This is a genomic window from Sediminicola arcticus, from assembly GCF_040566695.1.
In the GTDB taxonomy this organism is placed as follows: domain Bacteria; phylum Bacteroidota; class Bacteroidia; order Flavobacteriales; family Flavobacteriaceae; genus Sediminicola; species Sediminicola arcticus.
Window position 1 is genome coordinate 202,189 of sequence record NZ_JBEXAE010000003.1, and the last position, 25,943, is coordinate 228,131.

Genomic DNA, 25,943 nt, shown 5'->3' on the forward strand with positions numbered 1-25,943 from the left:
GCCTTAAACTACTTAATTAATGGAAAACACCCAATATACCGAAGATAATATACGTTCATTGGATTGGAAGGAACATATTCGCATGCGGCCTGGAATGTATATTGGAAAATTGGGTGACGGATCATCAGCAGATGACGGAATTTATATTCTTCTCAAGGAAGTTTTAGACAATTGTATTGATGAGTTTGTAATGGGAGCTGGGAAAACCATAGATATCAGCATCAAAGACAATTTGGTCAGCGTCCGAGATTACGGAAGAGGTATTCCTCTAGGCAAAGTTGTGGATGTAGTTTCCAAAATGAATACTGGAGGTAAGTATGATAGTAAGGCTTTTAAAAAGTCTGTAGGCTTAAATGGTGTTGGAACAAAAGCAGTCAATGCACTATCTACATTTTTTAAAGTAGAATCTTCAAGAGAAAACCTATTAAAAACTGCGGAATTTCATCAAGGCAATCTGGTCTCCGAAGATGGCCCTGTGGAAACATCTAAGCGAAAGGGAACCAAAGTATCCTTTATTCCAGACGAAGTCATTTTTAAAAAATATAAATATAGGAATGAGTATGTAGAACGCATGCTTAAATACTATGTCTATTTAAATCCAGGTCTAACCATTGTTTTTAATGGTGAAAAATTCCATTCCGAAAACGGATTAAGGGATTTATTGGAAGATAACAATCCTAAGGATGATATGCTTTATCCCATCATTCATTTAAAAGGAGAAGATATTGAAATTGCTATAACGCATAGCAAAACACAATATAGTGAAGAATACCATTCCTTTGTGAATGGGCAACATACTACACAAGGAGGAACCCATCAATCTGCATTTAGGGAAGCATTAGCTAGGACCATTCGTGACTTTTATGGTAAGAATTATGAGGCCTCCGATATACGAAAGTCCATAATTTCGGCCATTGCCATTAAAGTGACGGAACCTATATTTGAAAGCCAGACTAAAACAAAGTTGGGTTCTACCGATATGGGGGGCGGTTTTCCTACAGTTAGGACCTATATCAATGATTTTGTAGGCAAACAGCTGGACAATTACCTGCACAAAAATCCTGATACTGCAGAAAAACTGCAACGAAAGATTATGCAGGCGGAACGGGAGAGAAAGGAATTATCTGGAATTCGAAAATTAGCCAAGGATCGGGCCAAAAAAGCGAGTTTACACAATAAGAAACTAAGGGATTGTAGAGTGCATCTTGGCGATATGAAAAATGAAAAACGTTTGGAGAGCACCTTGTTTATCACAGAGGGAGATTCTGCCTCTGGTTCTATCACCAAATCTAGAAACGTTACTACCCAAGCAGTATTTAGCCTAAGGGGAAAACCCTTAAATTCCTACGGTATGTCTAAGAAAATAGTATACGAGAACGAAGAGTTTAACCTATTACAGGCTGCCTTGAATATTGAAGAATCCATGGAGGATCTCAGATATAACAATGTGGTTATAGCTACTGATGCGGATGTTGATGGGATGCATATCCGTTTATTATTGATTACTTTTTTCCTTCAATTTTTCCCTGAGCTCATCAAGGAGAACCATCTTTATATATTACAAACTCCATTGTTTAGGGTGCGAAATAAGAAAGAAACAATTTATTGCTACAGTGAGGAGGAGCGCAGAAATGCGATAGAAAAACTAACAGGAAAACCAGAGATCACTAGGTTTAAAGGTTTGGGGGAAATCTCTCCAGATGAATTCCAGCACTTCATAGGAGATGACATTCGTTTGGAACCAGTGATGTTAGATAAAGCTATGTCTATTGAAAATTTATTGGAGTTCTATATGGGTAAAAACACACCTGATCGCCAGAAATTTATTATCGAAAATCTTAAAGTTGAACTTGATCTTGTTCGAGACAACTAAATATAAACCAAATTAATACGATTCTTTCTGAATGGAAGAGAATGAAGAAGTAAATGAAGGAATTAATGAAAACCTAGATGCCTCTCAGGACTCCTTAACCAAGGTTACAGGGATGTACAAAGACTGGTTTTTAGATTACGCTTCCTATGTTATTTTAGAACGTGCAGTACCTGCCATCGAAGACGGTTTTAAACCGGTGCAAAGAAGAATAATGCACGCCTTAAAGGAGCTTGATGACGGAAGATATAATAAAGTGGCTAATGTTGTTGGGCATACTATGCAGTACCATCCACATGGTGACGCAAGTATCGCCGATGCCATGGTGCAGATCGGACAAAAAGATTTACTCATAGATACTCAAGGAAACTGGGGAAATATTTTAACCGGAGACGGAGCTGCAGCATCGAGATACATTGAGGCTCGACTCTCAAAATTTGGATTGGAAGTTGTTTTTAGTCCAAAAATTACCGAATGGCAACAATCCTATGATGGCAGACGCAAGGAACCCGTAAATCTCCCGGTTAAATTTCCACTTCTACTGGCCTCTGGAGCGGAGGGAATAGCAGTTGGACTTTCAACGAAAGTGCTACCCCATAATTTTATTGAATTAATAGACGCTTCCGTTAAGCATTTAAAAGGACAACGTTTTACGCTGTTTCCAGACTTTCCTACAGCAGGGATTATAGATATTACCAATTATAACGAAGGACTAAGAGGGGGTAAAATTCGGGTAAGGGCTAAAATATCACAATTAGACAGAAATACACTGGTTATTAATGAAATACCTTACGGAACTAATACTTCTACTTTAATAGATTCGATACTTAAAGCTAATGAAAAGGGTAAAATAAAAATCAAAAAAATTGAGGATAATACTGCTGCAGATGTAGAAATCTTGATCCATTTGCCAAGTGGCCTATCGCCAGATAAGACCATAGATGCTCTTTATGCTTTCACAGCATGTGAATCTTCAATTTCACCCCTAGGATGTATTATTGAAGATAACAAGCCTCTTTTTATAGGGGTAGTAGAAATGCTAAAAAGATCTACTGATAATACAGTACAACTTTTAAAAGCTGAATTAGAAATACAGCTATCAGAACTTGAAGAACAATGGCACTTTACTTCCCTGGAGCGTATTTTTATTGAAAAAAGAATTTACCGCGACATTGAGGAAGAAGAAACGTGGGAAGGTGTGATACAGGCGATTGACAAGGGATTACAACCCCATGTTAGTCATCTCAAAAGACCTGTCACCCAGGAGGACATTGTGCGACTAACTGAGATTCGGATAAAAAGGATTTCTAAGTTCGATTTGGAAAAGGCCCAGCAGTTGATAGAAGGACTGGAAGAGAAAATTGCCCAAGTAAAACAACATCTTGAACATTTAATAGAATATGCAATTGATTATTTCAAGAGTTTAAAAGAAAAATACGGGAAAGGAAGAGAACGCAAATCAGAGATCCGAATTTTTGATGATATAGAAGCTACTAAAGTGGTCATACGAAACACCAAACTCTTTGTTAATAAAGAGGAAGGATTTGTTGGTACTTCATTAAAAAGAGATGAATACGTGACTGATTGTAGTGATATTGATGATATTATCTGTTTTACAAGGGACGGCCAAATGATAATCACCAAAGTGGATGCTAAGACATTTATTGGAAAAAATATCATTCATGTAGCGGTCTTCAAGAAAAAGGATAAGCGCACCATTTACAACATGATCTATAAGGACGGTAAAGGGGGACCTAGCTATATTAAGCGTTTTAACGTAACCAGTATCACAAGGGATAAGCCTTACGACTTGACCAATGGTAAGGCCAATTCAGAAATTACTTATTTTTCCGAAAATCCTAATGGGGAAGCAGAAGTTATTACGGTGCTATTGCGTCAGGCGGGAAGTATCAAAAAATTAAAGTGGGATATTGATTTTGCAGATGTTCTTATAAAAGGGAGGGCTTCCAAAGGTAATGTGGTAACAAAATACCCCATTAAACGAGTTGAACTAAAAGAAAAAGGGGTGTCAACTTTGAAGCCTAGAAAAATTTGGTTCGATGATGTGGTTAGAAGGCTAAATGTTGACGGAAGGGGTGACCTCCTCGGAGAATTTAAGGGCGATGATTTGCTTCTAGTTGTAACCCAAAAAGGATTCGCCAAAACCTTGATACCTGACCTTTCCATCCATTTTGATGAAGATATGATATTGTTAGAAAAATGGAATCCAGGCAAGCCATTATCTGCAGTATATTACGAGGGTGAAAAAGAAAAATATTTTATAAAACGCTTCGTTATAGAAAATGAGGGTAAGGAGGAATTATTCATTTCTGAACATCCAAAGTCCGTCTTAGAGCTTATCTCCACAGATTGGAGACCCGTCGTAGAAGTAGAATTCTCTAAACCTAGAGGCAAGGACACTAAGCCTAATCAAATAATTGATTTAGAGGATTTTATATCAGTTAAAGGAATAAAAGCTTTAGGGAATGTTTTAACATCCGAAAAGGTAAAGAGTGTTAATGCTATGGAACCATTGCCATTTGAAGAGCCCCAGGAGCAAAAACCAGAGGACATGGAAGTAGTAGATGAAGAGTCCTTGGACTCTTCAAATGATACCTCTTCAAATCCTTTAAAGCCTAAGGGGTCTAAACCAGAAGATGAGGGCCAAACACTTTTGTTTTAAGGAATATAATGAGGGGTTTTTTTAAAGAGTTCAAAGATTTTGCGATCAAAGGAAACATGATCGATATGGCGGTAGGGATTATTATTGGGACCGCTTTTAACGAGGTTGTAAATGCTATTGTAAAAAAAGTAATTATGCCTCCTTTAGAATTGCTGACCGACGATGTGAATTATTCGGATAGAAAATTAGTGCTTAGAGGACAACAGGGCAACCTAAAGGAAGTAGCTATAGCCTATGGGGAACTAATAGAAGTTTTTATAGACTTTATGGTAGTGGCCTTCACCATATTCGTGGTTATTAAGTTTATAAATCGTTTTAAATCTAAATCAGAAGATCCCATAAATCAAGAAGTGGCCACACCAAAAAACATAGAGTTGCTAGCCAATTTGGAAAAATTAATGAAGGAGCAAAATAAATTATTAAGAAGTATAAGAGAAAAATAGAGGTTCCTTTTTTTTTAAGCTAATTCACTATGTTGATGTTAAAATTTTAAGGAATAGCGGGAGTTTATTGTTATATTTACAAAAAAGTTGTTTTTATGGATTTTACCAATCCGTTAGTCTACGGAGTACCCTGTTTTATCGCATTTATTTTATTAGAATTAACCTATAGCAAAACGCACGGTGACGAGGATCTTTACAAATGGAAAGATTTCGCCGCCAGTGGATTTATGGGCATAGGTTCTGCTATAATAGCCCCACTAATAAAAGTTGTATCTGCAATTGTAATTTTTGAGTTCACTTATGAGCTTTTCAATCCTATTGGAACCGGTGGGATTAGGACAAATATTCTGGGATATCAATCTTTTGGTTATGCGTGGTATATTTGGCTACTTTGTCAGTTAGCAGATGATTTTACATATTATTGGTTTCACAGGGCTAATCATGAAATACGTATTCTATGGGCTGCCCATATAGTACACCATTCTTCTGATAATTTTAATTTGGGTACGGCCGTGAGAAACGGTTGGTTTACTATTTTATATAAGCCATTGTTTTATATGTGGATGCCAGCATTGGGCTTTCCTCCAGAAATGGTAGTGGTTTGTCTAGGTATTGAGGCACTATGGCAATTTCAGCTTCATTCTGTCTATATACCAAAAATGGGCTTTTTAGAGAAAATTTTTAATACGCATACCATGCACCAAGTTCACCATGCTCAAAATGTAGAATATTTGGACAAAAACCATGGAGGATTTCTCAATATATTTGACAAGCTATTTGGCACGTGGAAAGAATTAGATGATGATGTAGATGTAAAATATGGTGTTATCCATGCACCAGACTCTCATAATCCAATTGTTATTCTTACCCATGAGTTCAATGATATTTATAAAGACGTAAAGAAGTCTAAGAAACTTTCTCATGCGCTGATGTATATCTTTGGCCCTCCAGGTTGGAGCCATGACGGAAGCACCTTAACTGTAAAGCAGCAGCAACGACTTTTTAAACAACATAAAGATGTTAACCCTGAATTAGTTTACAGTAGACCAAATTAGTTTACAGAGCGCCACGCAAACAAAAAAAGCCCTTGGTTATCCAAGGGCTTTTTTTGTGTTGAAGATTAGTCTAATTTGCTCTTACTGCGCTACAGCTTCGCTTTACTGATCAACTTTATTTAAATAGTATAGGAATATTGAAAAAAGCAACCTTCAAAGGGATTAACATTATGAAATAGATTAGCCTCTAGGTGTTAAGATCACATATTTCCGAATTTAATCAAATGGGGCAGTGAAAATTGCAAACAGGGCTCACTTACTTTTCGTAGCAGTTCCCCTAGATTTCTTTTTGTCCCCAACAAAATTGTATTCAAAAGTGTAGGTGTCGTCTGTTGTGGAAAGGATCTTCATATGAACCGATTTTTCCTCTGCCATATTGTTAGGATTTATTTTTTTGGTAATGTATTCACAGTCATTTATCCATCTTACAGAAGAGGTGTCGCTCTTACCTTGAAAATAATCTATTTCGATACCTTTATTACGGACAAAGGTGGTAGTAATTTCTTCCCCGTCCACTGTAGTCGTAAATTCAAATTTCCCCTCTTTAAACAACTTACAGTTGCGTTCTGGTTGGTAACAAGAAGCGAATAAGAATACGCATAAAATAATGTAATAAGATTTTTTAATCATACCCACAAAGAAAAGAAAATTGCAGGTATCTACCATTTATTATTTCAGCAACTTTTAAATGGAAGACATTAAATAAATAACACTACTCTTTTCTCTCGAAATAAGATTCAAAGCTCCCATCAGCATAAAAAAAGACGATTTTTTGTATTGTTTTTTTTGAAGCAACCTTATGACTAACATTTGTTAAAATTGAAGGAGGAGTAATCTCTTTTTCTTTTTTAGGAGCAGAGAATTGGGTTGCGTTCTTCTCATCCGTATTTAAAGGAAAAATACCATCCCCCTGAAGCAACCAATAAAGATCGACCTCGGGGAAAGCATGAACAACTTTTAAAACAAATTCTAAACTCGGTTTGTTTCTGCCAGTTAACAAATGTGAAATACTGGAGCGCTGCACTCCAATCTTATCTGCTAACGCAGAGGCTGAAAGATCATAATATTCGATAATCGTTTCAAGTCTTTTGAGAAACACATCTTGATTTAACATTGTAACATATTTTACACAAAAGTAATCATTTATGAGATAACAGCAAGAGAGTTAATAATAAAAAACACTAATAAATAGTACATTAACTCTTTAGTTAAAGTATATTAAATCCTTGAAATACAATATTTTACATATGTGCTATGTAAATTTCTTATAAGAGTTGTAATAGTAGGTTACAAAAATAATACCCCATCCTATTGCGAGGCATTAATGTATACATTTGTATATTTTAGATGTATACATATGTAATTTTATTTGATGTTAGTTTTGTAAACAATAAATTAATAAAAAATGTATGCATCCATATAGTTTAGATTATTCAACCATAAAGGAGAAGGCCATAACAGGAAGATATGTGACCAATGTGCATATTGATAAAGTACTTGGCCTACCTTCAACAGAGTTGAAAATAGAAGAAATAGGTCTATCTGTGCTTCAAGAGAAAATTAAATTGGTCACTTTAGGGACAGGGCCAAAAAAAATATTAATGTGGTCCCAGATGCATGGAAATGAGACTACGACCACCAAATCTATTTTAGATCTTTTCAATTATCTAAAAGATTCTTCGGAGCTGGCAAAAACAATCCTTAGGGAATGTACCTTAAAGATTATCCCCATTCTAAACCCTGATGGGGCTTTCGCTTACACCCGTGTAAACGCTAATGAGATCGATTTAAATAGAGATGCATATGACCTTTCACAGCCGGAAAGCAAGGTTTTAAGAGCTGTTTATGATGCGTTTAAGCCCGACTTTTGCTTTAACCTTCATGATCAAAGGACCATATTTAACGTAGGAATAAACAAAAAGCCTGCAACCATTTCATTTTTGTCGCCAGCCTATGATAAAGAAAGGAATATTTCCAAAACAAGGGGAATTAGCATACAGTTGATTGTTGCTATGAACAGTCTTATCCAGCAATTAATACCTGGGCAAGTAGGTAGATATGATGATAGCTTTAATCATAATTGCGTGGGAGATTCATTTCAAATGTTAGATACCCCCACCGTGCTTTTCGAAGCAGGACATTTTCTGGATGATTACCAAAGGGAACAAACTAGGATGTACATCTTCTATGCGATTTTAAAAGGGGTGGAGACCATTGCTAAAGAAGAGATTCATCGCTACGTTCAAAGTAACTATTTTGAAATTCCTGAAAATAGCAAACTTTACTTCGATGTTTTAATAAAGAATGCGGACCAATTACGCCCTACACTTCCCAAAAATTCAGATCTGGGAATCCTTTATAAAGAGGTTTTAGATTTAGGCACCATAACTTTTATTCCGGTTTTGGACAAAACCGGGAACCTTAATCAATATTTCGGCCATAAAACATACAATTGTCTGGATGAAAAAGACGCTAAAAGTGTTAAATCCAATAAAATTCTTATGAATTGTATTCGATAAATATTGAATGAAATCGTTTGAAATCTACAATTCATTATGATTTTCCTAAAAAAAAGTATTATTTTTTACATTTAATTCCTTTATTTTCTATTTTTGCCTAAAATATTGACCATGAGTAAAGTTAAATTAGACGAAATAGATCATCAGATTCTGGACATGCTTATAGACAATACCAGAACTCCATTTACAGATATCGCAAAAAAGTTGTTAATCTCAGCAGGTACCGTGCATGTTAGAGTGAAGAAAATGGAAGAGGCAGGTATCATAAAAGGTTCATCATTGACATTGGATTATGTCAAATTAGGGTACGCGTTTATTGCCTATGTAGGAATATTTTTGGAAAAAACACATCAAACAAAATTTGTCTTGGAACGTTTAAACCAAATTCCATTTGTAACTGTGGCACACATAACAACTGGAAAATTCAATATTTTCTGTAAAATAAGGGCCAAAGACACTAATCATGCTAAAAATATCATTTTTAAAATTGATGATATTGATGGTATTAGCAGAACTGAAACCATGATTTCATTGGAAGAGAGTATTAATGATAAGAAGCGTTTGATGCACACCATTTTCAACGAGCTATAACCAAATTTATATCTTATATAACATCCCAATCATTACCTTTGATTGGGGTTTTTATTTTTATGTTATGAGAACAACAGATTTAAGTACAACTGATTACAATGCTTATTATAAACCTTATATTGAGGCATTGGGCGATATAGAATTAATGGACGCATTGAAAACGGGAATGGACCAATTTGTACTTCAAATAAAAAACATCCCAGAAGCTAAATTAACCTATGCCTATGGAGTTGGGAAATGGACTATTTTGGAGGTATTGGTACATTTGATAGATACGGAACGAATCTTTCAATATAGAGCACTTCGTTTTTATAGAAATGACAAAACACCCTTACCTGGGTTTGATCAAGACGAATATGTTCTAGCTTCTAATGCCAATGATCGTACTAAGGAAAGTATTATAAAGGAATATTTGGCCTTAAGACAGTCTACTATTGCTTTATTTGAAACCTTTGAGGAAGAAGCTTTAAAAAGAATAGGAATGGCGAGTAGTGCTAAAATGAGTGTTGGTGCAGCTGGCCTCATTATTTCAGGACATCAGAAACATCATCTGTCCATCCTAGAGAATCGATATGTATGATAATAGAAAGGTTTAAGATTTTTTTTACCTTAATAAAAAAAACATTTATTTCATGGAACAATAACGATCCATTTGGCAAAAGTGCCATTATCGCCTACTATACTTTATTTTCACTTCCTTCTTTATTAATGATCGTGGTATCCATATCTGGATATTTTTTTGGTGTTGATGCCGTCAAGGGAAGGATAGTAAAGAAATTAGGTGGGTTAATAGGGGAAGGAGTTTCTGAGGCCATAGAAGGAATGATTGCGAATGCCTCCCTGAACCAGAGTAGTACCTTTAGCATTATGCTTGGAGTTGTAATGTTACTTTTTGGTGCAACTGGCGTTTTTGTTCAATTGAAAAGGACCATGAATGCCATATGGCGGGTGAAATCAAAAAAAGATGGATTCCTTAAGACCTTGCGGGAAAGGTTGATTTCGTTTGGAATGATATTAGTTCTGGGGTTTTTATTCCTAGTCTCTTTGATTTTGTCCATAATATTAAACGTATTAAGCGAATATGTAGGACAAATAGCGCCTAATCTTGCGGCCATTTTTGCCGATATAATAAGCTTCCTGTTTTCATTTTGTTTTATTACAGGACTATTCGGTGCCATATTTAAGTGGTTGCCAGATATTGATATTCGTTGGAAAACTACTTTTTGGGGAGCCGGACTTACCACTATTCTCTTTTTAATAGGAGAGTACCTTTTGGGATTTTACTTTACTAAAAGTGATCCAACCTCAGTTTATGGAGGGTCTTCATCAGTTGTTCTAATCTTATTATGGGTGTATTACACCTGTATCATCATGTTTTTTGGGGCAGAATTCACCTTTCAATATGCTACCTATCGCGAGGAAAAAGTTGGTCCTAACAAAAAAGCTGTTAGTGAAGAATTATAATTATTCTTCATAATCTTCTTCAAGAGTATCCTCAAACTCATACTCAATTTCCTCTTCTTGCCCTCCAATAATTTCTGGTTTCACGGGTTTTATCTCTAGTTCCTTTTCCATCTTATCGTCAAATTCAGCGATAAATAGTGCTAAACATTTACTTATCTTGACAAGATAGAGGGTGTCTTCTGTTTTTACTTCTACAGCCTCCACGATTTCACCATGCATGTTTTTAAAAGAGATAATATCACTATCTCCGTAGCCATGTGGATATTTTTCAATGAGAAGGTTGGCCACTTGATGATCCAATTTCTTGTAGTCTACTAGCCTGCGTATCATAGTTTGTTTTTTAGGGTGATTTCTAATCCTAAGCTATGCTATTTATTTCTTACGCAACCCCTAGAGTTGTAAAACTGCCTTTTTTAGTAGGTGTACGCCTTAAACCTTGTAGTAATCAAAAGCCTTGATATACAAATTGTTAGGTATTTTTATGTCGATCTCTGGGTTTCCAATGGATCTCAAGAGCACAAAATTGATATTGCCATGCGAATTCTTTTTATCAAACTTCAATAAGCCCAAGATGGCTTGTATATCTTCTTCCGTGAAAACTATTTTTTTGTATCTCTTAAGAAATGTAGTCCTAATATCTTCCAACTCCTTTACTGATAGTCCTGTCAGTTCTTTGGATAAAAAAGCTTCCATGATCATTCCTATGGCTATTGCCTCCCCATGTAATAGTGTTTCATGAGTTGCGCTCTCTAGAAAATAGGATTCTATGGCATGTCCAAGAGTATGACCAAAATTTAATATTTTTCTTAAATTTTGTTCTGTGGGATCTTGAAGTACAACTTCATTTTTTATAAGAATGGAATGATAGATGAAATCATCCATTAACTCAAAATTAGAAAGCATCTGAAGCTCTGTCCAATATTTTTTGTCTTTGATAAGTCCATGTTTCAACATTTCAGCAAAACCACTTTGCAATTGCCTTTCTTCAAGCGTATTCAGAAAATCGGAAATTACCAAGACCATTTGTGGTTGGTTGATGACGCCAATCTGGTTTTTTAAAGCTCCTAAATCAATCCCAGTTTTACCTCCTACAGAAGCATCAACCATTGCTAATAGGGTAGTGGGTACATTGATGAAGGGTATGCCTCTTTTAAAGCAAGAAGCTATAAATCCGCCCATATCTGTGACAACCCCACCTCCTACATTGATCATAAGACTTTTGCGGTCTGCATCCAATTCGGACATGGCTTCCCATACCTGTGCACAGGTCTCCAAATTCTTATGGATTTCCCCAGCTTCTATTTCTATAATTTCATAAGAATAATCCCCGTTTATTTCGGCCATAAATAGGGGTAGGCAAAGATCATGGGTATTTTCGTCTACTAAGATGAAAATTTTGGAATAATTGGCATCTTTTAGGTGCTCGTTTAAAGCGTTATAGGCTTTTTCTTTAAAATGTACAACGTAAGAATCGCTCGCTATTGAATTCATGGTAAACGGATTAAAAAAGACAAAATAAAGGCTATTTTTATTGATAAGATAAATATTCTGTACTTATATTTGACCAGTTATGAAATTGACAATAATGGATCAAATTTTTGAAAATACTGCAACGGCTTTTGCACTAAAAACGGACTCTGAACTAGAAAGAGCTTATTTTTTATTTAAGATGATATCTAACGAACCTTTGGTAAGAATTGGTTCAGCGGTTACCAATTTTGCCATTAAGGCTCATTTACCAGTAGAAGGATTAATTAGAGCTACTGTTTTTGATCATTTTTGCGGCGGTGTCGATGGAAAAGATTGTATGCCCCTTATTGAAAAAATGTACCAAAAAGGGGTTTCTTCGGTATTGGATTATTCCGTTGAGGGAAAAGATGTAGAAAATCAATTTGATTCTGCCTACGAGAAAATTATGGAGATCCTCAATTTCGTCAAGGAAAAAGAAGCTATACCATACGCTGTATTTAAACCTACTGCTTTTGGCCGTTTTGCGATCTACCAAAAAATTGGGGAAGGCAAAACCCTTACTGAAGATGAAAACCAAGAATGGCATCGGATAATCAACAGATTTGACAAAGTATGCAAGAAGGCCTATGAAATGGATGTAGCCTTACTTATAGATGGAGAAGAAAGTTGGATGCAGGATGCTGCTGATAGTTTGGTGGAGAATATGATGGAAAAATACAATAAAGAAAAGCCCATTGTCTTTAATACCCTGCAAATGTATCGCTGGGATAGAATAGCTTATCTTAAAGAATTACATAAAAAGGCCCAATTAGGGAACTTTAAAATAGGTTTTAAGGTGGTTCGTGGGGCTTATATGGAAAAGGAGAATGATCGGGCGGAGAAGAAAGGTTATCTTACACCTATTTGTCCATCCAAAAAGGCTACCGATGAGAACTTTGATGAAGCAATATCCTATATTTTAGAGCACCTAGACATAATTGCTCTTTTCTCAGGTACTCATAATGAATTGAGCTGCTATAAGTTAATGGACCTCATGGAGAAAAGGAACATTGCTAAAAATGATCCCAATATTTGGTTTGGACAATTATACGGAATGAGTGATAATATCTCCTTCAATATGGCCGCACACGGTTACAATGTAGCCAAGTACTTGCCATTTGGTCCAGTAAGGGACGTAATGCCATACTTAATTAGAAGGGCAGAGGAAAATACATCGGTTTCAGGTCAGACAACAAGGGAAATTACTTTATTAAAAAAAGAGCGTACGCGTAGAAAAATATAAATTCAAAAGGAATAGTTGATAGGTTAGAGGTCCGTAACCCGTTCCACGATCACTTTTGAAGGGCAATTTTTAACTTCTAAAATTGCCTTTTTCTGTTTTATGGAGCCCTCAATAACATAAGTTCTACAAGGCACTGTCTTGGCATTACTTTTCCCAAAATCGATATCACCGTTCCTAAAAAAGGTATTGATATCCAAGGTATCTAACTTGTTGGAAGCTAAAAGTGCATTGATGTCTTCCGAATAAAAAATGGGTTTGGACCTTAGATCCTTTAATACCCTACAGTTAGGAAAATAACAGAATTCCGTTCCTGTTTCCTCTGTTTTTTTCTTAAAAAAGAACGTTAGAAAAACGATTCCAATAGAAAGACCGACTAAAAAGAAGCCGAGCCGTTTTATAAATGCCATACACTAAAAGATAAGAAAATTGATATCGCTATAAGAAAGGTCATACCATTCCCCAACCGATTTGTTGGTTAAAATACCGTGATACAAATATAGACCATTTCTTAATCCTTTATCAAATCTCAAGGAATTTTCGAGTCCACCATCTTCTCCTATTTTTAAAAGATAAGGTGTAAAAATGTTGCTGATGGAAATTGAAGATGTTTTTGGATACCTAGAAGGGATATTAGGTACCCCATAATGAATCACTCCAAATTTTTCTCTTGTAGGCTTGTCATGGGTGGTAATTTCACTTGTTTCAAAACACCCTCCTGTGTCAATGCTCACATCTATGATGACGGCTCCTTTTTTCATGTGCTCTACCATAGTACTAGTTACCACTACAGGTGATCTGTCCTTTCCTCTGGTGGCACCAATGGCTACATCACAGCGCTTTAAAGCCTTTAATAGATTTTTGGGTTGTATGGTAGACGTATACACTGTTTGTCTTAAATGAGTTTGTATATTTCTAAGCTTGGTAATGGAATTATCAAACACTTTTACATTGGCTCCCAAGCCAATAGCAGATCTGGCAGCAAATTCCCCAACAGTACCGGCACCAATAATAACCACCTCAACAGGAGGAACTCCACTGATATTCCCAAACATGAGTCCGTTACCTTTATTGGTGGCAGCCATAATTTCAGACGCAACTAGAACAGAAGAAATTCCTGCAATTTCACTTAAGGATCTTACCGCTGGGTATTTGCCTTCATCATCTAGGATATACTCAAATGCAATAGCCGTTACGCGTCTCTTGGCCAATTCCTCAAAATATTTTTTGGATTGGGTTTTTATCTGCAATGCGGAAATAATGGTCGCTTGCGGATTTAATAATTGAATTTCTGAAAAAGTGGGAGGTTCTACTTTAAGGATTAGGGGACAAGAGAAGACTTTTTTGGTGTCCCTAGTAATTTCTCCTCCCGCATTGGTATATTCAATATCTGAATAATTAGCCCCTTCACCAGCTCCAGATTCTATGAGTACCCTATGCCCGTGGGCAGTAATGGCATTTACAGCATCTGGGGTTAGACAAATACGCTTTTCTTGGAATTGATTTTCTTTAGGAATCCCTATGTAGAGCTCTCCTTTTTGTCGTAAAACTTCTAAAGTTTCTTCTTGTGGAAGTAGTTGTTGCTTACTAAAAGGTGAAGAAGGTTGGTTCATAGGTTGTAATTGAAGGTGCTAAAAACACATCATCCTCAAATTTACATTATTTTTCTTTTAAGTTCTTCTTTCTCCATTCGTAAACGTTCCTTTTCTTGTAGCATCTTTAATTCCGCATCCATGGCGTCCAAATCTATACCGTGTACGTGCTTGTCATACAATTTAATCCTAATAAAATACACAATAGGTATAATTATCATACAAACAGGAAGCAACCACAATACATTTTCCGTATCCACATATACATCCTCGGAATACACTGTTTCAAAAATCTGAAAGGCATACATCATTATTGGTATCAATATGATATGGTACCACCAATCCTTACACGTAAAAAACCAAATGATTAATAAGTATAAAGGAATGATTTTTTGAACCATAAACCATCCATACATGTTCACACTTCCAAATCCATTATCACCTATGGTATAACCCAATATATTAATAGTCAAAGTCTCTGGTAAATATTCATGTGCCTTGAAGATAAAAGGTGCCATTATTATAAAGAATACCATAAAGGAATCTATGAGCAATTTCTTTTTGGCTTTTTTATTTTTTGGAGGTATTTCTTCATTCATTAGAGCAAAATTGTAGGACATATACTTATATAACGCAAAAAAGGGTAATTTATGATTACCCTTTTTGAAAATTTAAAAAAAATTGTAACGAATATATTATCCGTTGCTATTTCCTTTGTTGATTTTTGTTTTGTCAACACCTTGCTCGTACAAAGAATCGTCACTTGCTGTACTTGAAGTACAGGAAGCAACCAACAATGTAGCAGCGGCCACAACAGCGAAAAGAATCTTTTTTGTGTTCATCGTAAAAAGTTTTTAGTTAGTAAAATTTCATCTTCAATACAAATGTAGGAAAAAAATTACAACTACTTTGCATTATAACGACAAAATAATACATTTTATCGATAAAAAAAATACTTTCATCGATTTTAGTGTCATTTAACAGAAAAATTACAATAATATTTTGAATTAACCGATAGGAGGTAAAACAAAATGATTATAAATTTGAGCCTTGAGTCTTGAGCCATGCGCACTCTTAACTTTATACTCCGCGATCTAAATTGGAACGCCTTTTTACTCAATAAATATCGTTGTTAAATGATTTTAGAATTACGAATACTTAATGTTTGAAATTTTTATTGAATTTCTTGAGCCTAAAATACAGTCATCAACTTCTGCTTACAGTATGTATAGCTATATTGCCGTTATTGCTATATGTATATCTGTGGATACCCTAATCTACTTCATTCACAATTCTTACGTATCATTTTGAGATAACTGCATTGCAGGCATATTATGTGCTAGGGAAACTATATGTGCTACTTTTATTAGGGTTCTGGTTTATCTCCGAATCTAGGTTTTGGCGGTATTGTTTCATTCCAGGGATACTATTGATTATTTATCAAACAGTATCCATTCTTGGGGGAGTACACTTGGGATTTATCATCTTATCCCTTTTAACCTTACTTTTTGGTTCGCTATATCTACTTGTTTTTTTTTTCTTTATCGAAGCTGTTTTTTTTTCGTGTACAAAATTCCACAGGGGTTGTTACCACTGATATCCTTGTGTTGGTAAGAGCAATCCAAGAACACAGGAACATCCTTGCTGTTAAAGAGAACACTAGAGATACCTTTAATAGGCAAACACATACCGTAAAGAGAAAACCATTATTAGATGATCTTAAAGATTTAGAAGCTAAGCGTCAATTTGGTTCAGAATTTAATTTTGTTTCTAAAACGGAAGCTCCATTACCAAAAGCAACAAAGATTGGAGTAGTAATAATTCTTTTGCTAATGCCTATTTATACTATTCATACAAGTTGGTTCCTACTGATTTTGTATAATTTCAATTTCTGGGATTCTCTTATAATTCTGGATTTCCAACCTTTCAAACTTTCGTCTATTTCTTATGTATTAAAATGTTCAGTTTAATTTATCTACTAATCTGGTTTTTAACATGTAAACAGATTTGGAGATATGGAGTACTCATGAATCTAATTATTGTGGCTTTTCAATTATTCTCCATTTTTAATCCAAGTTTTTCCTACACCTTTGATGAACATGAGCTGTATTATTCTTTTCCATTTGTGGTTCCTTTAGTATTGTTGTTATTCTTTTTGTTTACTGTAGTTAACTATCAAACAAAAATTAAGAAGGCAGATAAACAAATAGAACTAGAAATTTTGAAGATTATAGAAAAGCACCAATCTTCTATTTTAAATGAACCCTTTGCTAGTCGTCTAAAGCAATTGTTTGCAGAAAAACAGTATTTGGATAAAAAGGCATATGAGCAAAAGCTGGTAGCACTAAGGGAAACTCTTTCAATGGAATTGAAAGTACTCCAAAATAAGTCCTTATATTAGTTATAATTAAATAAAGCTTTTTTATAGGAAAATACACTAAAAAAAAACTTACACGCTTAGAGTATATTCTTTCACCTCTGGCAGTTTAATCACCTTTCAGGCAGATGATTACATTATTTTAATATGATTGAAACTTTTAAGAGAAAAAATGGGTTATGGGATACAAGATGGCTACGCGATGTAATTATCCCATTGATAATCATTCTAGTTTCCATTTCACTTTATATCCACCTATTTTTTAGTAAAACAGAAAATTATTTTACCTTTTTTAATTACAAATTACAGCATTACTATTTTTCAAATGATTTGTTTGTCTGGGTATTGTTGTCATGTGTAACTCCCATTACTCTGTTATCTATTTGGTTCTTCACGTCCATTCATTTATGGCGGAATTACATCTTATTTCCCTTGTTTATTTTTATATATGAATTTTGCGCACGTTTTATTAATATTGACAACCTTACCACTCTTTTAGAAAACATGGTGTTCAAATTCTTATTATCCCTCATGGTTTTAGGGGGATTGATTCTTATAGATAAATTTAGGCTAACAAAGCAGTTAAAAAGAAATTACCTATTATTAGATCTAGAACCAGACTTGGTTTTAAATATGAATTCAAAGAAGTTGTATTATAAACTTAGTGAATGGACCTCAAATCTAGAATCAATAAAGGGGGCATTATCCAAAGAACAATATTTAAAAAAACTCTATCAAACCCGACACGTTCTAGATGAAGAAAGTAGCTTCATTAATCTACAGCCCAATGGGGGAAGGAACAAAAGAAGAATTTTTGAACTAATTAGTACTATAATATTAGCCTCCATCCCTATTTTGTATATTTTATCTAGATTAATACCAGAAGGGCCAAAATCCTTTTCTTACGGATGGTTTTATATCCATGATCATGGCTTCAAAGATCTTCATATCTTTTTTTGGTATATTTTTTATAAGATTTTCGCATTGCTCCCATTAATGATATGGTTCATTAGTAGCAAGAATTGGTGGCGATACGCTATTATGGTGCCTATAACTCTATTTACATATCAAATTTGGGAGATGTTCAAGGATGATTCCAATGTTGTAGATCAATTTGAATTGGTAAAGGCAGCTCCTGCAATTCTTTTTATTATTGGACTGATATTGTTTCTGTCCTTTCAGATCCAATATAGACATAAGCTACACGACATATATGAAGATATTCTTAACGAAATAAATCTTATTTTAGAAGAGCTGAGCCAAGTCAATAGTAACTTGAATAACAAGAGGAAGGAGTTCGATTTAATTAAAGCTGACAACAGTCCTGAAAGTTTGGAAAAAAATAGGGCTTCCCTAATAAAAATTAGAGAAGCCTTAATAGCTGAATTGAATTATAAAAAAGCAGAATAGGGGGGCTATTCTTTGCTTTTTGTTTTTTCAATTTCTTGAGTCACATCCAAAAGAAGTTTTTGCAACTCCTTTTCTTGGCGTTCTCTAATTTTTTGTTCTATGATTTTTTCAATCTCCTGTTGCTTGGTGGCAGGTAACTGATCGAATTCCAACGTTTTGGATTCAGCTCCTTTTTTGATCATTTCACCTTCACCTGTCATTAGCCAAACTAAATTTAATTGAGGGTATGTTCTTAAGATCGTTTCAATAACATCACTTCCAATGGAAGCATGATTTTTTTTCATCCTTAAAGTATAACCGTTCCCGGCCCCTATGGACAAATCAAATTGTCGAGCACTTAAACCCGCGTATTTGACGAACTGTGTTAGTCTATCTATTGTCTTTAACATGATTGTGTTGTTGTTTGCAGAATTAATTCTACGTTTATATCGAATATACTAACAAAGATAGCTAAATAATGAGTGGTATAATATAAAAATGCAGGTTAAATAAAGTTAATTTTCTTATTTGTAGGACTTTATCTTCATTTTTGGTGGTTTATTCTGTATAAATGGTTTATTTATTAACAAAATTTTCACTATTCAAAAAATATATTAGCTAAAGATTATATTCGTAAATTATAAGGATTTCTTACTACAAGTACTCAAAATTATTTTTTGCTCAATCTATTCTTCTTTCTTCTAAAACGATTTTTGAAGAATAAATATTCAAGAAATATATTAATCGATGGTAAGGTTTCTAATTTTAGTATCAATAATTTCTATATATATATTAGAACAGTCCTCCGGGATATAAGAGAAAATCTTATCTGACCACTCTATAAAGACCCAAGCACCCGAATATAGATATTCTTCCACCCCGAAGTCCAATGCCTCATGCTCATGGTTTAATCTGTAAAAATCAAAATGATATCCCAATAATTCATTGGTTGTAGTATAATATTCATTAACAATACCAAACGTTGGACTGTTGGTATTGCCAGCCCCTCCTAATTCTTTTACCAAGGCTTTTATAAGGGTAGTTTTACCCGCACCCATAACTCCATGAAAGCAAATCACTTTGGATTTGGCCAATTCCACAATTTTTTTCGCCACTAAGGGCAGCTCTTTCTCCGAATACTTCATTTTAAATTGATCTAATTAACCTATCTAGGCTCTAGAACTATAAATGGAATAATAACCTCTTCCAAAGAAACACCACCATGTTGATAGGTATTCCTGAAATAACTAACATAATGGTTGTAGTTGTTGGGATAGGCAAAAAATAAATCATTCTTGGCGAAAATAAATGAACTACTTACATTAATACTGGGTAGATGAACATCTTTAGGATTTTTTATCTCCAAAACATCCTTTTGATCATAAGTAAGGCTTCTTCCGGTTTTATAACGCAAATTAAGGCTTGTTTCCTTATCGCCAATTACCTTGGAGGGTTGCTTTACATTTATGGTTCCATGATCTGTGGTAATTATTAATTTCAGTCCCATATTCTGCGCTTGCTGTATGATTTCTAGTAGGGGAGAGTTTTTGAACCAGCTAAGGGCAAGGGATCGGTAGGCTTTGTCATTGGATGCTAATTCCTTAATAACTTCCATTTCGGTTCTTGAATGGGAAAGCATATCCACAAAATTATATACAATAACCGTTAAGTCATTATTCTTATGTGTTTTAAAATTTTGAGACAAGTATCTTCCTTGTTTCAGGCTACTGATTTTATGGTAATCCCATTTTAGGTCTAGTCCTAATCGCTTTAATTGTGTTCCTAAAAATTCGGCTTCATACAAATTTTTACCCCCTTCTTCCGTATCGTTTTTCCACCAGTCGGGATACTTCTTTTCCATATCCAAAGGGGTTAGACCAGAAAATATTGCATTTCTTGCATACTGGGTTGCTGTGGGTAAAATGCTGTAATAGGGAATGTCTTTTTTCTTTTTGTAAAAGGTGTTCAAGGTGTCTTCAAAGGCTAACCATTGGTCATATCTTAAGTTATCTATGACTACCAATAAGGTTTTGCTGTCTTTTAACTCAGGCTTAACCAATTCCTTAAATAAGGTGTGCGACATTACTGGAGCATCTCCACCTTGGTACCAGTCTTCATAGTTTTTTTCCATAAACTTGCAGAACTGTGCATTGGCCTCGGTCTTTTGGGATTCTAATATTTCAAACATTCCAGAATCCTCAATTTCCTCTAAACGAAGTTCCCAATAGATGAGTTTCTTATAAAGTTCAGCCCATTCTTCATAGGAATTTACCATAGAAAGATCCATAGATATTTTCCTAAACTCCTGCTGATAATTAGCTGTAGTCTTTTCAGAAACCAGCCTGGAATGGTCTAGGTTCTTTTTAAGGGACAAGAGTATTTGGTTAGGATTTACAGGTTTTATAAGGTAGTCCGCTATTTTAGACCCTATTGCTTCCTCCATGATAAACTCCTCTTCACTTTTTGTAATCATCACAACGGGTAAGGAGGCATTAATGACCTTTATTTCGTTTAGTGTTTCTAAGCCCGAAATTCCAGGCATATTTTCATCCAAAAAGACAATGTCTACCTTGCTCTTGGTTAGTTCTTCCAAGGCTTCTTGTCCACTTAAACAGGTAATAACTTCGTAATTTTTACTTTCTAGGAATATAATATGTGGTTTAAGCAGATCAATTTCATCATCTACCCATAGGATTGTAATCTTGTTCATTTAGTGCTTATATTTACTGCCTTAAAGATTCGTCATTTTGATTAAATCAAACAAACTTAAAATTTTTAATGATCCAATTTACGGATTTATTAGTATACCCAATACGCTAATTTTTGACCTTATTGCCGAACCTTATTTTCAACGGTTACGAAGAATTTCGCAAATGGGTCTATCCTATTTGGTCTATCCAGGGGCAACCCATACCAGATTTCACCATGCTTTGGGGTGTATGCATTTGATGCAAAAAGCCATCCAAGTGCTTCGTTTTAAGAAGGTTGAGATAACGCAACTGGAAGAAGAGGGCTTGTTGTGTGCCATACTGCTGCACGATATTGGGCATGGCCCGTTTTCCCATGCCATGGAACATAGTATAGTAGAAGGGGTAAACCACGAGCGGATATCCCTCTTTTTTATGGAAAAACTGAATAAGAAGTTTAACGGAAGTTTAACTATGGCCATTCAGATCTTCAATAAAGCCTATCCCAAAAAATTCTTAAATCAATTGGTATCTAGTCAACTAGATATGGACCGGATGGATTATCTAAAAAGAGATAGTTTTTATACGGGGGTCGCAGAAGGCAATGTTAGCTCAGAGCGAATGATCACTATGCTCAATGTAGTAGATGGGGAATTGGTAGTAGAGGAAAAGGGAATCTACTCTGTTGAAAAATTCTTAATGGCAAGACGCTTTATGTATTGGCAGGTATACCTACACAAGACCGGATTGGTAGCAGAAAAGTTGCTTATCAGCGTTCTTAAAAGGGCCAAGGAATTACTGGATAAAGGGGAGGATATTGCGTGTAGTAAGCCATTATTGTTTTTTATTCAACATAAAATTAATGAGGAAAATTTTGATGATGACACTTTAGAAATATTTGCCAAATTGGATGATGTGGACATTTTATCAGCTCTAAAGTTATGGGTAGACCATCCCGATTTTGTGCTATCTAAATTATGCTACATGATCATCAATAGAAAATTGTTGACTATTAAAATGAAAAACAAACCCATAGAAGGTGAAAAGTTGCAAAAGCAATTCGATACATTTAAAAGTTCCTATAACCTAACCGATGAGGAAACTGCTTATTTTATTTTTAGTGGCGAAATTGAGAATAAGGCTTATGATCAAGACAAACAGAACATTAATATCGTTAGAAGAAATGGAAGGATAACAGACGTAGCCAAAGCATCTGACCATTTAAATTTGAAAGCACTATCTAAAACGGTAACTAAATATTATATCTGTTATCCCAAAGTTGACGTTTAACTATTTTTCTTACTTTTGTCCACATGAAATTTACGGCTAGCCAGATTGCGGGTATATTGGAAGGTGAGGTTGACGGTAACTCCGAAGTCACTGTTCATAAGCTGTGCAAAATAGAGGAAGGTGAGAGTGGTTCACTAACTTTTTTGGCAAATCCCAAGTATACTCCATACATATATACCACTGAGGCTTCTATCACAATAGTCAACAGGACCTTTAAACCAGAACATTTCTTGAAGACCACCCTAATAAAGGTAGACGATGCCTATGAGTCTTTCTCAAGGTTGTTAGAATATTATAATAAGGCAAAGAATACAAAGACAGGAATTGAAAGTCCTGTCTTTCTTTCTGATTCTTCAACCTATGGAACTGGATTTTACCTTGGTGCTTTCTCTTATTTGGGAGATAATGTGAAAATAGGGGATAATGTGAAAATTTACCCAAACGTTTATATTGGAGATAATGTATCCATCGGGAACAATGTAATCCTTTTTTCAGGGGCTAAAATTTACTCGGATACCCAGATTGGAAACAATTGCGTCATACATAGTGGAGTAGTGATAGGGGCCGATGGTTTTGGATTTGCTCCAAACGGCAATGGAGAATTTAACAAAATACCACAAACGGGTAACGTGATCTTGGAAGATAATGTAGATGTTGGTGCGGGTACTACCATAGATAGGGCTACTTTAGGCTCAACCATACTGCGGAAAGGCGTTAAATTGGATAACCAAATCCAAATAGCACACAATGTAGAAATAGGGGAACACACAGTAATAGCTGCGCAAACAGGTATTGCTGGATCCACAAAAATAGGTAAGAATTGTTTGATAGGAGGACAAGTGGGCATAGTTGGCCATATTGTGATTGGGGATAGGGTAAAAATACAAGCCCAATCAGGAATAGGTAGAAATATTAAGGATGGGGAGGTTTTACAAGGATCTCCATCTCTTCATTATGGAGATTTCAATAAATCCTATGTGCATTTTAAAAATTTACCTAAGCTTGTCAATAGATTAGAAGAACTAGAAAAAAATAAGACCAGTGAGTAAAAGTACTTCAAAACAAAGGACTATAGAGAAGGAGATTACACTTTCCGGTGTTGGATTGCATACCGGAGAAAATGTTACAATGAAATTTGTGCCGGCTCCAGAAAATCATGGATATGCATTCAAAAGAATTGATTTGGAAGGGGAACCCATTATTGAGGCCGACGCAAATTACGTAGTGAATACTCAGCGTGGTACCAATTTGGAGAAAAACGGGGTCAAGATTCAAACCTCTGAGCATGTTCTAGCTGCATTGGTAGGTTTAGAAATTGACAATGTCCTTATAGAATTAAATTCTTCCGAACCGCCTATTATGGATGGCTCTTCTAAATATTTTATAGAAGCGTTGGAAAAGGCCGGTATAGTAGAACAAAAGGCCATCAGAAAAGAATACATTGTAAAAGAGGTCATATCGTATAAAGATGAGGCTACGGGTAGCGAAATTACCATTATCCCTTCAGATGAATACCAAGTGACTACTATGGTCGATTTTGGAACCAAAGTTTTAGGGACCCAAAATGCTACCTTAGAACGCCTGTCAGATTTTAAAAAAGAAATAGCACCTGCACGTACCTTTAGTTTTTTACATGAATTGGAGATGTTGTTGGAGCACGGGTTGATCAAGGGAGGAGATTTAAACAACGCCATAGTTTACGTAGACAAGGAAATTTCTGAATCTACCATGTTGAAACTCCAGAAAGCTTTTAAAAAAGAAAAACTTTCTGTAAAGCCCAATGGCATCTTGGACAACCTAACATTACACCAACCAAATGAGGCAGCAAGACATAAATTACTGGATGTTATTGGAGATCTTGCCTTAACAGGTATTAGGATAAGAGGGAAGGTCATCGCAAACAAACCCGGACATTTTGTAAATACTCAATTTGCACAAAAATTGTCCAAGATGATAAAGTTGGAGAAAAGGAACAGCGTGCCTACCTATGATCTCAACCTGCCACCGTTGATGGATATCCATCAAATCATGGCCATGTTGCCACATAGACCTCCATTTTTGTTGATCGATAGAATTCTGGAACTCTCCGATAGTCACGTGGTAGGAATGAAAAACGTAACAATGAATGAGCCGTTTTTTATAGGTCATTTTCCCGATGCCCCAGTAATGCCAGGAGTTTTGCAGGTAGAAGCCATGGCGCAAACAGGAGGGATTTTAGTGTTGAGTACCGTTCCCGATCCGGAAAATTATCTGACTTTCTTCATGAAAATAGATAATGTAAAATTCAAACAAAAAGTATTGCCAGGGGATACCCTCATATTTCATTGTAGCCTAATCACACCAATACGCAGGGGTATTTGCCATATGCAAGCCTATGCCTATGCCAATGGAAAATTAGTTTGCGAGGCAGAAATGATGGCACAAATAGCAAAAAAGAAATAACATGAACCAACCACTGGCATATATACATCCAGGGGCAAAAATCGCCAAAAATGTGGTGGTGGAGCCCTTTACAACTATTCATAATAACGTTATTATTGGTGAGGGAACTTGGATAGGGTCCAATGTGACCATAATGGAAGGTGCAAGAATAGGAAAGAATTGCAATATTTTTCCTGGTGCAGTTATATCTGCAACCCCTCAAGACTTAAAATATAAAGGAGAGGAAACTACCGTAGAAATAGGTGATAATACTACTATACGGGAGTGTGCTACTATTAACAAGGGTACTTCTGATAGAATGAAGACCAAAATTGGAAAGAATTGCCTAATTATGGCATACTGTCATGTGGCCCATGATTGTTTTATAGGCGATAATTGTATCTTCTCTAATAATTCTACCCTGGCCGGACATGTTACTATTGGAGATAATGTAATTTTGGCAGGTTTGGTTGCTGTACATCAATTTGTATCCATAGGACATCACGCTTTTGTAACAGGAGGCTCTTTGGTTAGGAAGGATGTACCTCCTTATGTAAAAGCAGCAAGGGAACCATTATCCTACGTAGGAATCAATTCAGTAGGACTAAGGCGCAGAGGTTTCGAATCTGATAAGATTAGTGAAATCCAAAATATTTACAGAATACTCTATCAGAAAAATTATAATAATTCCCAGGCCGTGCAGATTATTGAGGCAGAGATGGAAGCAACACCTGAAAGGGATGAGATTTTACAGTTTATAAGAGATTCCCAAAGAGGGATTATGAAAGGATATTTTAGTACAAATTAATATAT

At 35.4% G+C, this 25,943-nt stretch carries 26 protein-coding genes; 15 read left to right on the forward strand and 11 right to left on the reverse strand.

The window, feature by feature from the left end; translation table 11 throughout:
* Positions 1 to 19 precede the first annotated feature (19 nt).
* From ABXZ36_RS07570 to ABXZ36_RS07585, 4 genes are all read left to right on the forward strand, one after another.
* A complete protein-coding gene (locus ABXZ36_RS07570) occupies positions 20 to 1,873 on the forward strand; it encodes a DNA topoisomerase IV subunit B (RefSeq protein ID WP_354614902.1) in 1,854 nt (617 codons plus the stop codon).
* Between the two features lie 31 nt (positions 1,874 to 1,904).
* Entirely contained in the window at positions 1,905 to 4,553 is a 2,649-nt protein-coding gene (locus ABXZ36_RS07575; protein ID WP_354614903.1) for a DNA gyrase/topoisomerase IV subunit A, read from the forward strand.
* An 8-nt stretch (positions 4,554 to 4,561) separates the two neighbouring features.
* Complete coding sequence (mscL, locus tag ABXZ36_RS07580; RefSeq protein WP_354614904.1) at positions 4,562 to 4,996, forward strand: large-conductance mechanosensitive channel protein MscL; 435 nt, start codon at positions 4,562 to 4,564, stop codon at positions 4,994 to 4,996.
* A 95-nt stretch (positions 4,997 to 5,091) separates the two neighbouring features.
* Entirely contained in the window at positions 5,092 to 6,051 is a 960-nt protein-coding gene (locus tag ABXZ36_RS07585; RefSeq protein ID WP_354614905.1) for a sterol desaturase family protein, read from the forward strand.
* A 252-nt stretch (positions 6,052 to 6,303) separates the two neighbouring features.
* On the opposite strand, the gene ABXZ36_RS07590 is transcribed toward ABXZ36_RS07585, so the two are convergent.
* Both ABXZ36_RS07590 and ABXZ36_RS07595 read right to left on the reverse strand, forming a co-directional pair.
* On the reverse strand, positions 6,304 to 6,717 hold the full coding sequence (locus ABXZ36_RS07590; protein WP_354614906.1) for a DNA topoisomerase IV: 414 nt from the start codon (positions 6,715 to 6,717) through the stop codon (positions 6,304 to 6,306).
* Between the two features lie 46 nt (positions 6,718 to 6,763).
* The gene (locus tag ABXZ36_RS07595) at positions 6,764 to 7,165 is read right to left on the reverse strand and encodes a helix-turn-helix transcriptional regulator (protein WP_354614907.1); all 402 of its coding nucleotides are present in this window, start codon (positions 7,163 to 7,165) and stop codon (positions 6,764 to 6,766) included.
* 295 nt (positions 7,166 to 7,460) lie between these two features.
* Here ABXZ36_RS07595 and ABXZ36_RS07600 point away from each other — a divergent pair, with 295 nt between their 5' ends.
* From ABXZ36_RS07600 to ABXZ36_RS07615, 4 genes are all read left to right on the forward strand, one after another.
* Entirely contained in the window at positions 7,461 to 8,570 is a 1,110-nt protein-coding gene (locus ABXZ36_RS07600; protein ID WP_354614908.1) for a M14 family metallopeptidase, read from the forward strand.
* Between the two features lie 111 nt (positions 8,571 to 8,681).
* A complete protein-coding gene (locus ABXZ36_RS07605) occupies positions 8,682 to 9,161 on the forward strand; it encodes an Lrp/AsnC family transcriptional regulator (protein ID WP_337299782.1) in 480 nt (159 codons plus the stop codon).
* Positions 9,162 to 9,225: 64 nt separating this feature from the next.
* Complete coding sequence (locus tag ABXZ36_RS07610) at positions 9,226 to 9,741, forward strand: DinB family protein (protein WP_354614909.1); 516 nt, start codon at positions 9,226 to 9,228, stop codon at positions 9,739 to 9,741.
* Positions 9,738 to 10,625: a YihY/virulence factor BrkB family protein gene (locus ABXZ36_RS07615; protein WP_354614910.1), complete on the forward strand. Its 888-nt coding sequence runs from the start codon at positions 9,738 to 9,740 to the stop codon at positions 10,623 to 10,625. The genes ABXZ36_RS07610 and ABXZ36_RS07615 overlap by 4 nt, the downstream gene beginning before the upstream one ends.
* On the opposite strand, the gene ABXZ36_RS07620 is transcribed toward ABXZ36_RS07615, so the two are convergent.
* Both ABXZ36_RS07620 and aroB read right to left on the reverse strand, forming a co-directional pair.
* On the reverse strand, positions 10,626 to 10,955 hold the full coding sequence (locus tag ABXZ36_RS07620) for a hypothetical protein (RefSeq protein WP_354614911.1): 330 nt from the start codon (positions 10,953 to 10,955) through the stop codon (positions 10,626 to 10,628).
* Between the two features lie 99 nt (positions 10,956 to 11,054).
* Positions 11,055 to 12,116, reverse strand: a complete 1,062-nt coding sequence (gene aroB, locus ABXZ36_RS07625; RefSeq protein ID WP_354614912.1) for a 3-dehydroquinate synthase — start codon at positions 12,114 to 12,116, stop codon at positions 11,055 to 11,057.
* A gap of 94 nt (positions 12,117 to 12,210) precedes the next feature.
* Between aroB and ABXZ36_RS07630 the strand changes: the two genes are divergently transcribed.
* Positions 12,211 to 13,377, forward strand: coding sequence for a proline dehydrogenase family protein (locus ABXZ36_RS07630; RefSeq protein WP_354615223.1), 1,167 nt, complete (start codon positions 12,211 to 12,213; stop codon positions 13,375 to 13,377).
* A 23-nt stretch (positions 13,378 to 13,400) separates the two neighbouring features.
* On the opposite strand, the gene ABXZ36_RS07635 is transcribed toward ABXZ36_RS07630, so the two are convergent.
* The 4 genes from ABXZ36_RS07635 to ABXZ36_RS07650 form a co-directional block, all read right to left on the reverse strand.
* Positions 13,401 to 13,784: a DUF4258 domain-containing protein gene (locus ABXZ36_RS07635; protein WP_354614913.1), complete on the reverse strand. Its 384-nt coding sequence runs from the start codon at positions 13,782 to 13,784 to the stop codon at positions 13,401 to 13,403.
* Positions 13,785 to 13,787: 3 nt separating this feature from the next.
* Positions 13,788 to 14,987 carry an alanine dehydrogenase gene (locus ABXZ36_RS07640; RefSeq protein ID WP_354614914.1) on the reverse strand — a complete coding sequence of 400 codons (1,200 nt, stop codon included), beginning with the start codon at positions 14,985 to 14,987 and terminating at the stop codon, positions 13,788 to 13,790.
* Between the two features lie 41 nt (positions 14,988 to 15,028).
* Complete coding sequence (locus ABXZ36_RS07645; protein ID WP_354614915.1) at positions 15,029 to 15,565, reverse strand: hypothetical protein; 537 nt, start codon at positions 15,563 to 15,565, stop codon at positions 15,029 to 15,031.
* A 96-nt stretch (positions 15,566 to 15,661) separates the two neighbouring features.
* Positions 15,662 to 15,808, reverse strand: a complete 147-nt coding sequence (locus ABXZ36_RS07650; protein WP_354614916.1) for a hypothetical protein — start codon at positions 15,806 to 15,808, stop codon at positions 15,662 to 15,664.
* Between the two features lie 1,184 nt (positions 15,809 to 16,992).
* On the opposite strand from ABXZ36_RS07650, the gene ABXZ36_RS07655 reads away from it, so the two are divergent.
* Positions 16,993 to 17,367: a hypothetical protein gene (locus ABXZ36_RS07655; protein WP_354614917.1), complete on the forward strand. Its 375-nt coding sequence runs from the start codon at positions 16,993 to 16,995 to the stop codon at positions 17,365 to 17,367.
* A 609-nt stretch (positions 17,368 to 17,976) separates the two neighbouring features.
* Complete coding sequence (locus tag ABXZ36_RS07660; RefSeq protein WP_354614918.1) at positions 17,977 to 18,753, forward strand: hypothetical protein; 777 nt, start codon at positions 17,977 to 17,979, stop codon at positions 18,751 to 18,753.
* Positions 18,754 to 18,758: 5 nt separating this feature from the next.
* Here the strand turns inward: ABXZ36_RS07660 and ABXZ36_RS07665 are convergent, their stop codons facing one another.
* The 3 genes from ABXZ36_RS07665 to porX form a co-directional block, all read right to left on the reverse strand.
* A complete protein-coding gene (locus ABXZ36_RS07665) occupies positions 18,759 to 19,142 on the reverse strand; it encodes a hypothetical protein (protein ID WP_354614919.1) in 384 nt (127 codons plus the stop codon).
* A 330-nt stretch (positions 19,143 to 19,472) separates the two neighbouring features.
* Complete coding sequence (tsaE, locus tag ABXZ36_RS07670) at positions 19,473 to 19,877, reverse strand: tRNA (adenosine(37)-N6)-threonylcarbamoyltransferase complex ATPase subunit type 1 TsaE (RefSeq protein ID WP_354614920.1); 405 nt, start codon at positions 19,875 to 19,877, stop codon at positions 19,473 to 19,475.
* Between the two features lie 20 nt (positions 19,878 to 19,897).
* On the reverse strand, positions 19,898 to 21,442 hold the full coding sequence (porX, locus tag ABXZ36_RS07675; RefSeq protein WP_354614921.1) for a T9SS response regulator signal transducer PorX: 1,545 nt from the start codon (positions 21,440 to 21,442) through the stop codon (positions 19,898 to 19,900).
* Positions 21,443 to 21,479: 37 nt separating this feature from the next.
* Between porX and ABXZ36_RS07680 the strand changes: the two genes are divergently transcribed.
* From ABXZ36_RS07680 to lpxA, 4 genes are read left to right on the forward strand one after another with little or no spacing between them, the layout of a single operon-like run.
* Positions 21,480 to 22,709 carry an HD domain-containing protein gene (locus ABXZ36_RS07680; protein WP_354614922.1) on the forward strand — a complete coding sequence of 410 codons (1,230 nt, stop codon included), beginning with the start codon at positions 21,480 to 21,482 and terminating at the stop codon, positions 22,707 to 22,709.
* A 23-nt stretch (positions 22,710 to 22,732) separates the two neighbouring features.
* Entirely contained in the window at positions 22,733 to 23,758 is a 1,026-nt protein-coding gene (gene lpxD / locus ABXZ36_RS07685) for a UDP-3-O-(3-hydroxymyristoyl)glucosamine N-acyltransferase (RefSeq protein ID WP_354614923.1), read from the forward strand.
* On the forward strand, positions 23,751 to 25,151 hold the full coding sequence (locus tag ABXZ36_RS07690) for a bifunctional UDP-3-O-[3-hydroxymyristoyl] N-acetylglucosamine deacetylase/3-hydroxyacyl-ACP dehydratase (protein ID WP_354614924.1): 1,401 nt from the start codon (positions 23,751 to 23,753) through the stop codon (positions 25,149 to 25,151). Before lpxD ends, ABXZ36_RS07690 begins: the two co-directional genes overlap by 8 nt.
* 1 nt (position 25,152) lies before the next feature.
* A complete protein-coding gene (lpxA, locus tag ABXZ36_RS07695; RefSeq protein WP_354614925.1) occupies positions 25,153 to 25,938 on the forward strand; it encodes an acyl-ACP--UDP-N-acetylglucosamine O-acyltransferase in 786 nt (261 codons plus the stop codon).
* Positions 25,939 to 25,943: the final 5 nt, after the last annotated feature.

Excerpts from the sequence above, each read along its gene's own strand:
- ABXZ36_RS07570 (WP_354614902.1), top strand. The coding sequence starts at position 20 with ATGGAAAACACCCAATATACCGAAGATAATATACGTTCATTGGATTGG.
- ABXZ36_RS07575 (WP_354614903.1), top strand. The coding sequence starts at position 1,905 with ATGGAAGAGAATGAAGAAGTAAATGAAGGAATTAATGAAAACCTAGAT.
- mscL (WP_354614904.1), top strand. The coding sequence starts at position 4,562 with ATGAGGGGTTTTTTTAAAGAGTTCAAAGATTTTGCGATCAAAGGAAAC.
- ABXZ36_RS07585 (WP_354614905.1), top strand. The coding sequence starts at position 5,092 with ATGGATTTTACCAATCCGTTAGTCTACGGAGTACCCTGTTTTATCGCA.
- ABXZ36_RS07590 (WP_354614906.1), bottom strand. The coding sequence starts at position 6,717 with ATGGTAGATACCTGCAATTTTCTTTTCTTTGTGGGTATGATTAAAAAA.
- ABXZ36_RS07595 (WP_354614907.1), bottom strand. The coding sequence starts at position 7,165 with ATGTTAAATCAAGATGTGTTTCTCAAAAGACTTGAAACGATTATCGAA.
- ABXZ36_RS07600 (WP_354614908.1), top strand. The coding sequence starts at position 7,461 with ATGCATCCATATAGTTTAGATTATTCAACCATAAAGGAGAAGGCCATA.
- ABXZ36_RS07605 (WP_337299782.1), top strand. The coding sequence starts at position 8,682 with ATGAGTAAAGTTAAATTAGACGAAATAGATCATCAGATTCTGGACATG.
- ABXZ36_RS07610 (WP_354614909.1), top strand. The coding sequence starts at position 9,226 with ATGAGAACAACAGATTTAAGTACAACTGATTACAATGCTTATTATAAA.
- ABXZ36_RS07615 (WP_354614910.1), top strand. The coding sequence starts at position 9,738 with ATGATAATAGAAAGGTTTAAGATTTTTTTTACCTTAATAAAAAAAACA.
- ABXZ36_RS07620 (WP_354614911.1), bottom strand. The coding sequence starts at position 10,955 with ATGATACGCAGGCTAGTAGACTACAAGAAATTGGATCATCAAGTGGCC.
- aroB (WP_354614912.1), bottom strand. The coding sequence starts at position 12,116 with ATGAATTCAATAGCGAGCGATTCTTACGTTGTACATTTTAAAGAAAAA.
- ABXZ36_RS07630 (WP_354615223.1), top strand. The coding sequence starts at position 12,211 with ATGGATCAAATTTTTGAAAATACTGCAACGGCTTTTGCACTAAAAACG.
- ABXZ36_RS07635 (WP_354614913.1), bottom strand. The coding sequence starts at position 13,784 with ATGGCATTTATAAAACGGCTCGGCTTCTTTTTAGTCGGTCTTTCTATT.
- ABXZ36_RS07640 (WP_354614914.1), bottom strand. The coding sequence starts at position 14,987 with ATGAACCAACCTTCTTCACCTTTTAGTAAGCAACAACTACTTCCACAA.
- ABXZ36_RS07645 (WP_354614915.1), bottom strand. The coding sequence starts at position 15,565 with ATGAATGAAGAAATACCTCCAAAAAATAAAAAAGCCAAAAAGAAATTG.
- ABXZ36_RS07650 (WP_354614916.1), bottom strand. The coding sequence starts at position 15,808 with ATGAACACAAAAAAGATTCTTTTCGCTGTTGTGGCCGCTGCTACATTG.
- ABXZ36_RS07655 (WP_354614917.1), top strand. The coding sequence starts at position 16,993 with ATGAATCTAATTATTGTGGCTTTTCAATTATTCTCCATTTTTAATCCA.
- ABXZ36_RS07660 (WP_354614918.1), top strand. The coding sequence starts at position 17,977 with ATGAATTCAAAGAAGTTGTATTATAAACTTAGTGAATGGACCTCAAAT.
- ABXZ36_RS07665 (WP_354614919.1), bottom strand. The coding sequence starts at position 19,142 with ATGTTAAAGACAATAGATAGACTAACACAGTTCGTCAAATACGCGGGT.
- tsaE (WP_354614920.1), bottom strand. The coding sequence starts at position 19,877 with ATGAAGTATTCGGAGAAAGAGCTGCCCTTAGTGGCGAAAAAAATTGTG.
- porX (WP_354614921.1), bottom strand. The coding sequence starts at position 21,442 with ATGAACAAGATTACAATCCTATGGGTAGATGATGAAATTGATCTGCTT.
- lpxD (WP_354614923.1), top strand. The coding sequence starts at position 22,733 with ATGAAATTTACGGCTAGCCAGATTGCGGGTATATTGGAAGGTGAGGTT.
- lpxA (WP_354614925.1), top strand. The coding sequence starts at position 25,153 with ATGAACCAACCACTGGCATATATACATCCAGGGGCAAAAATCGCCAAA.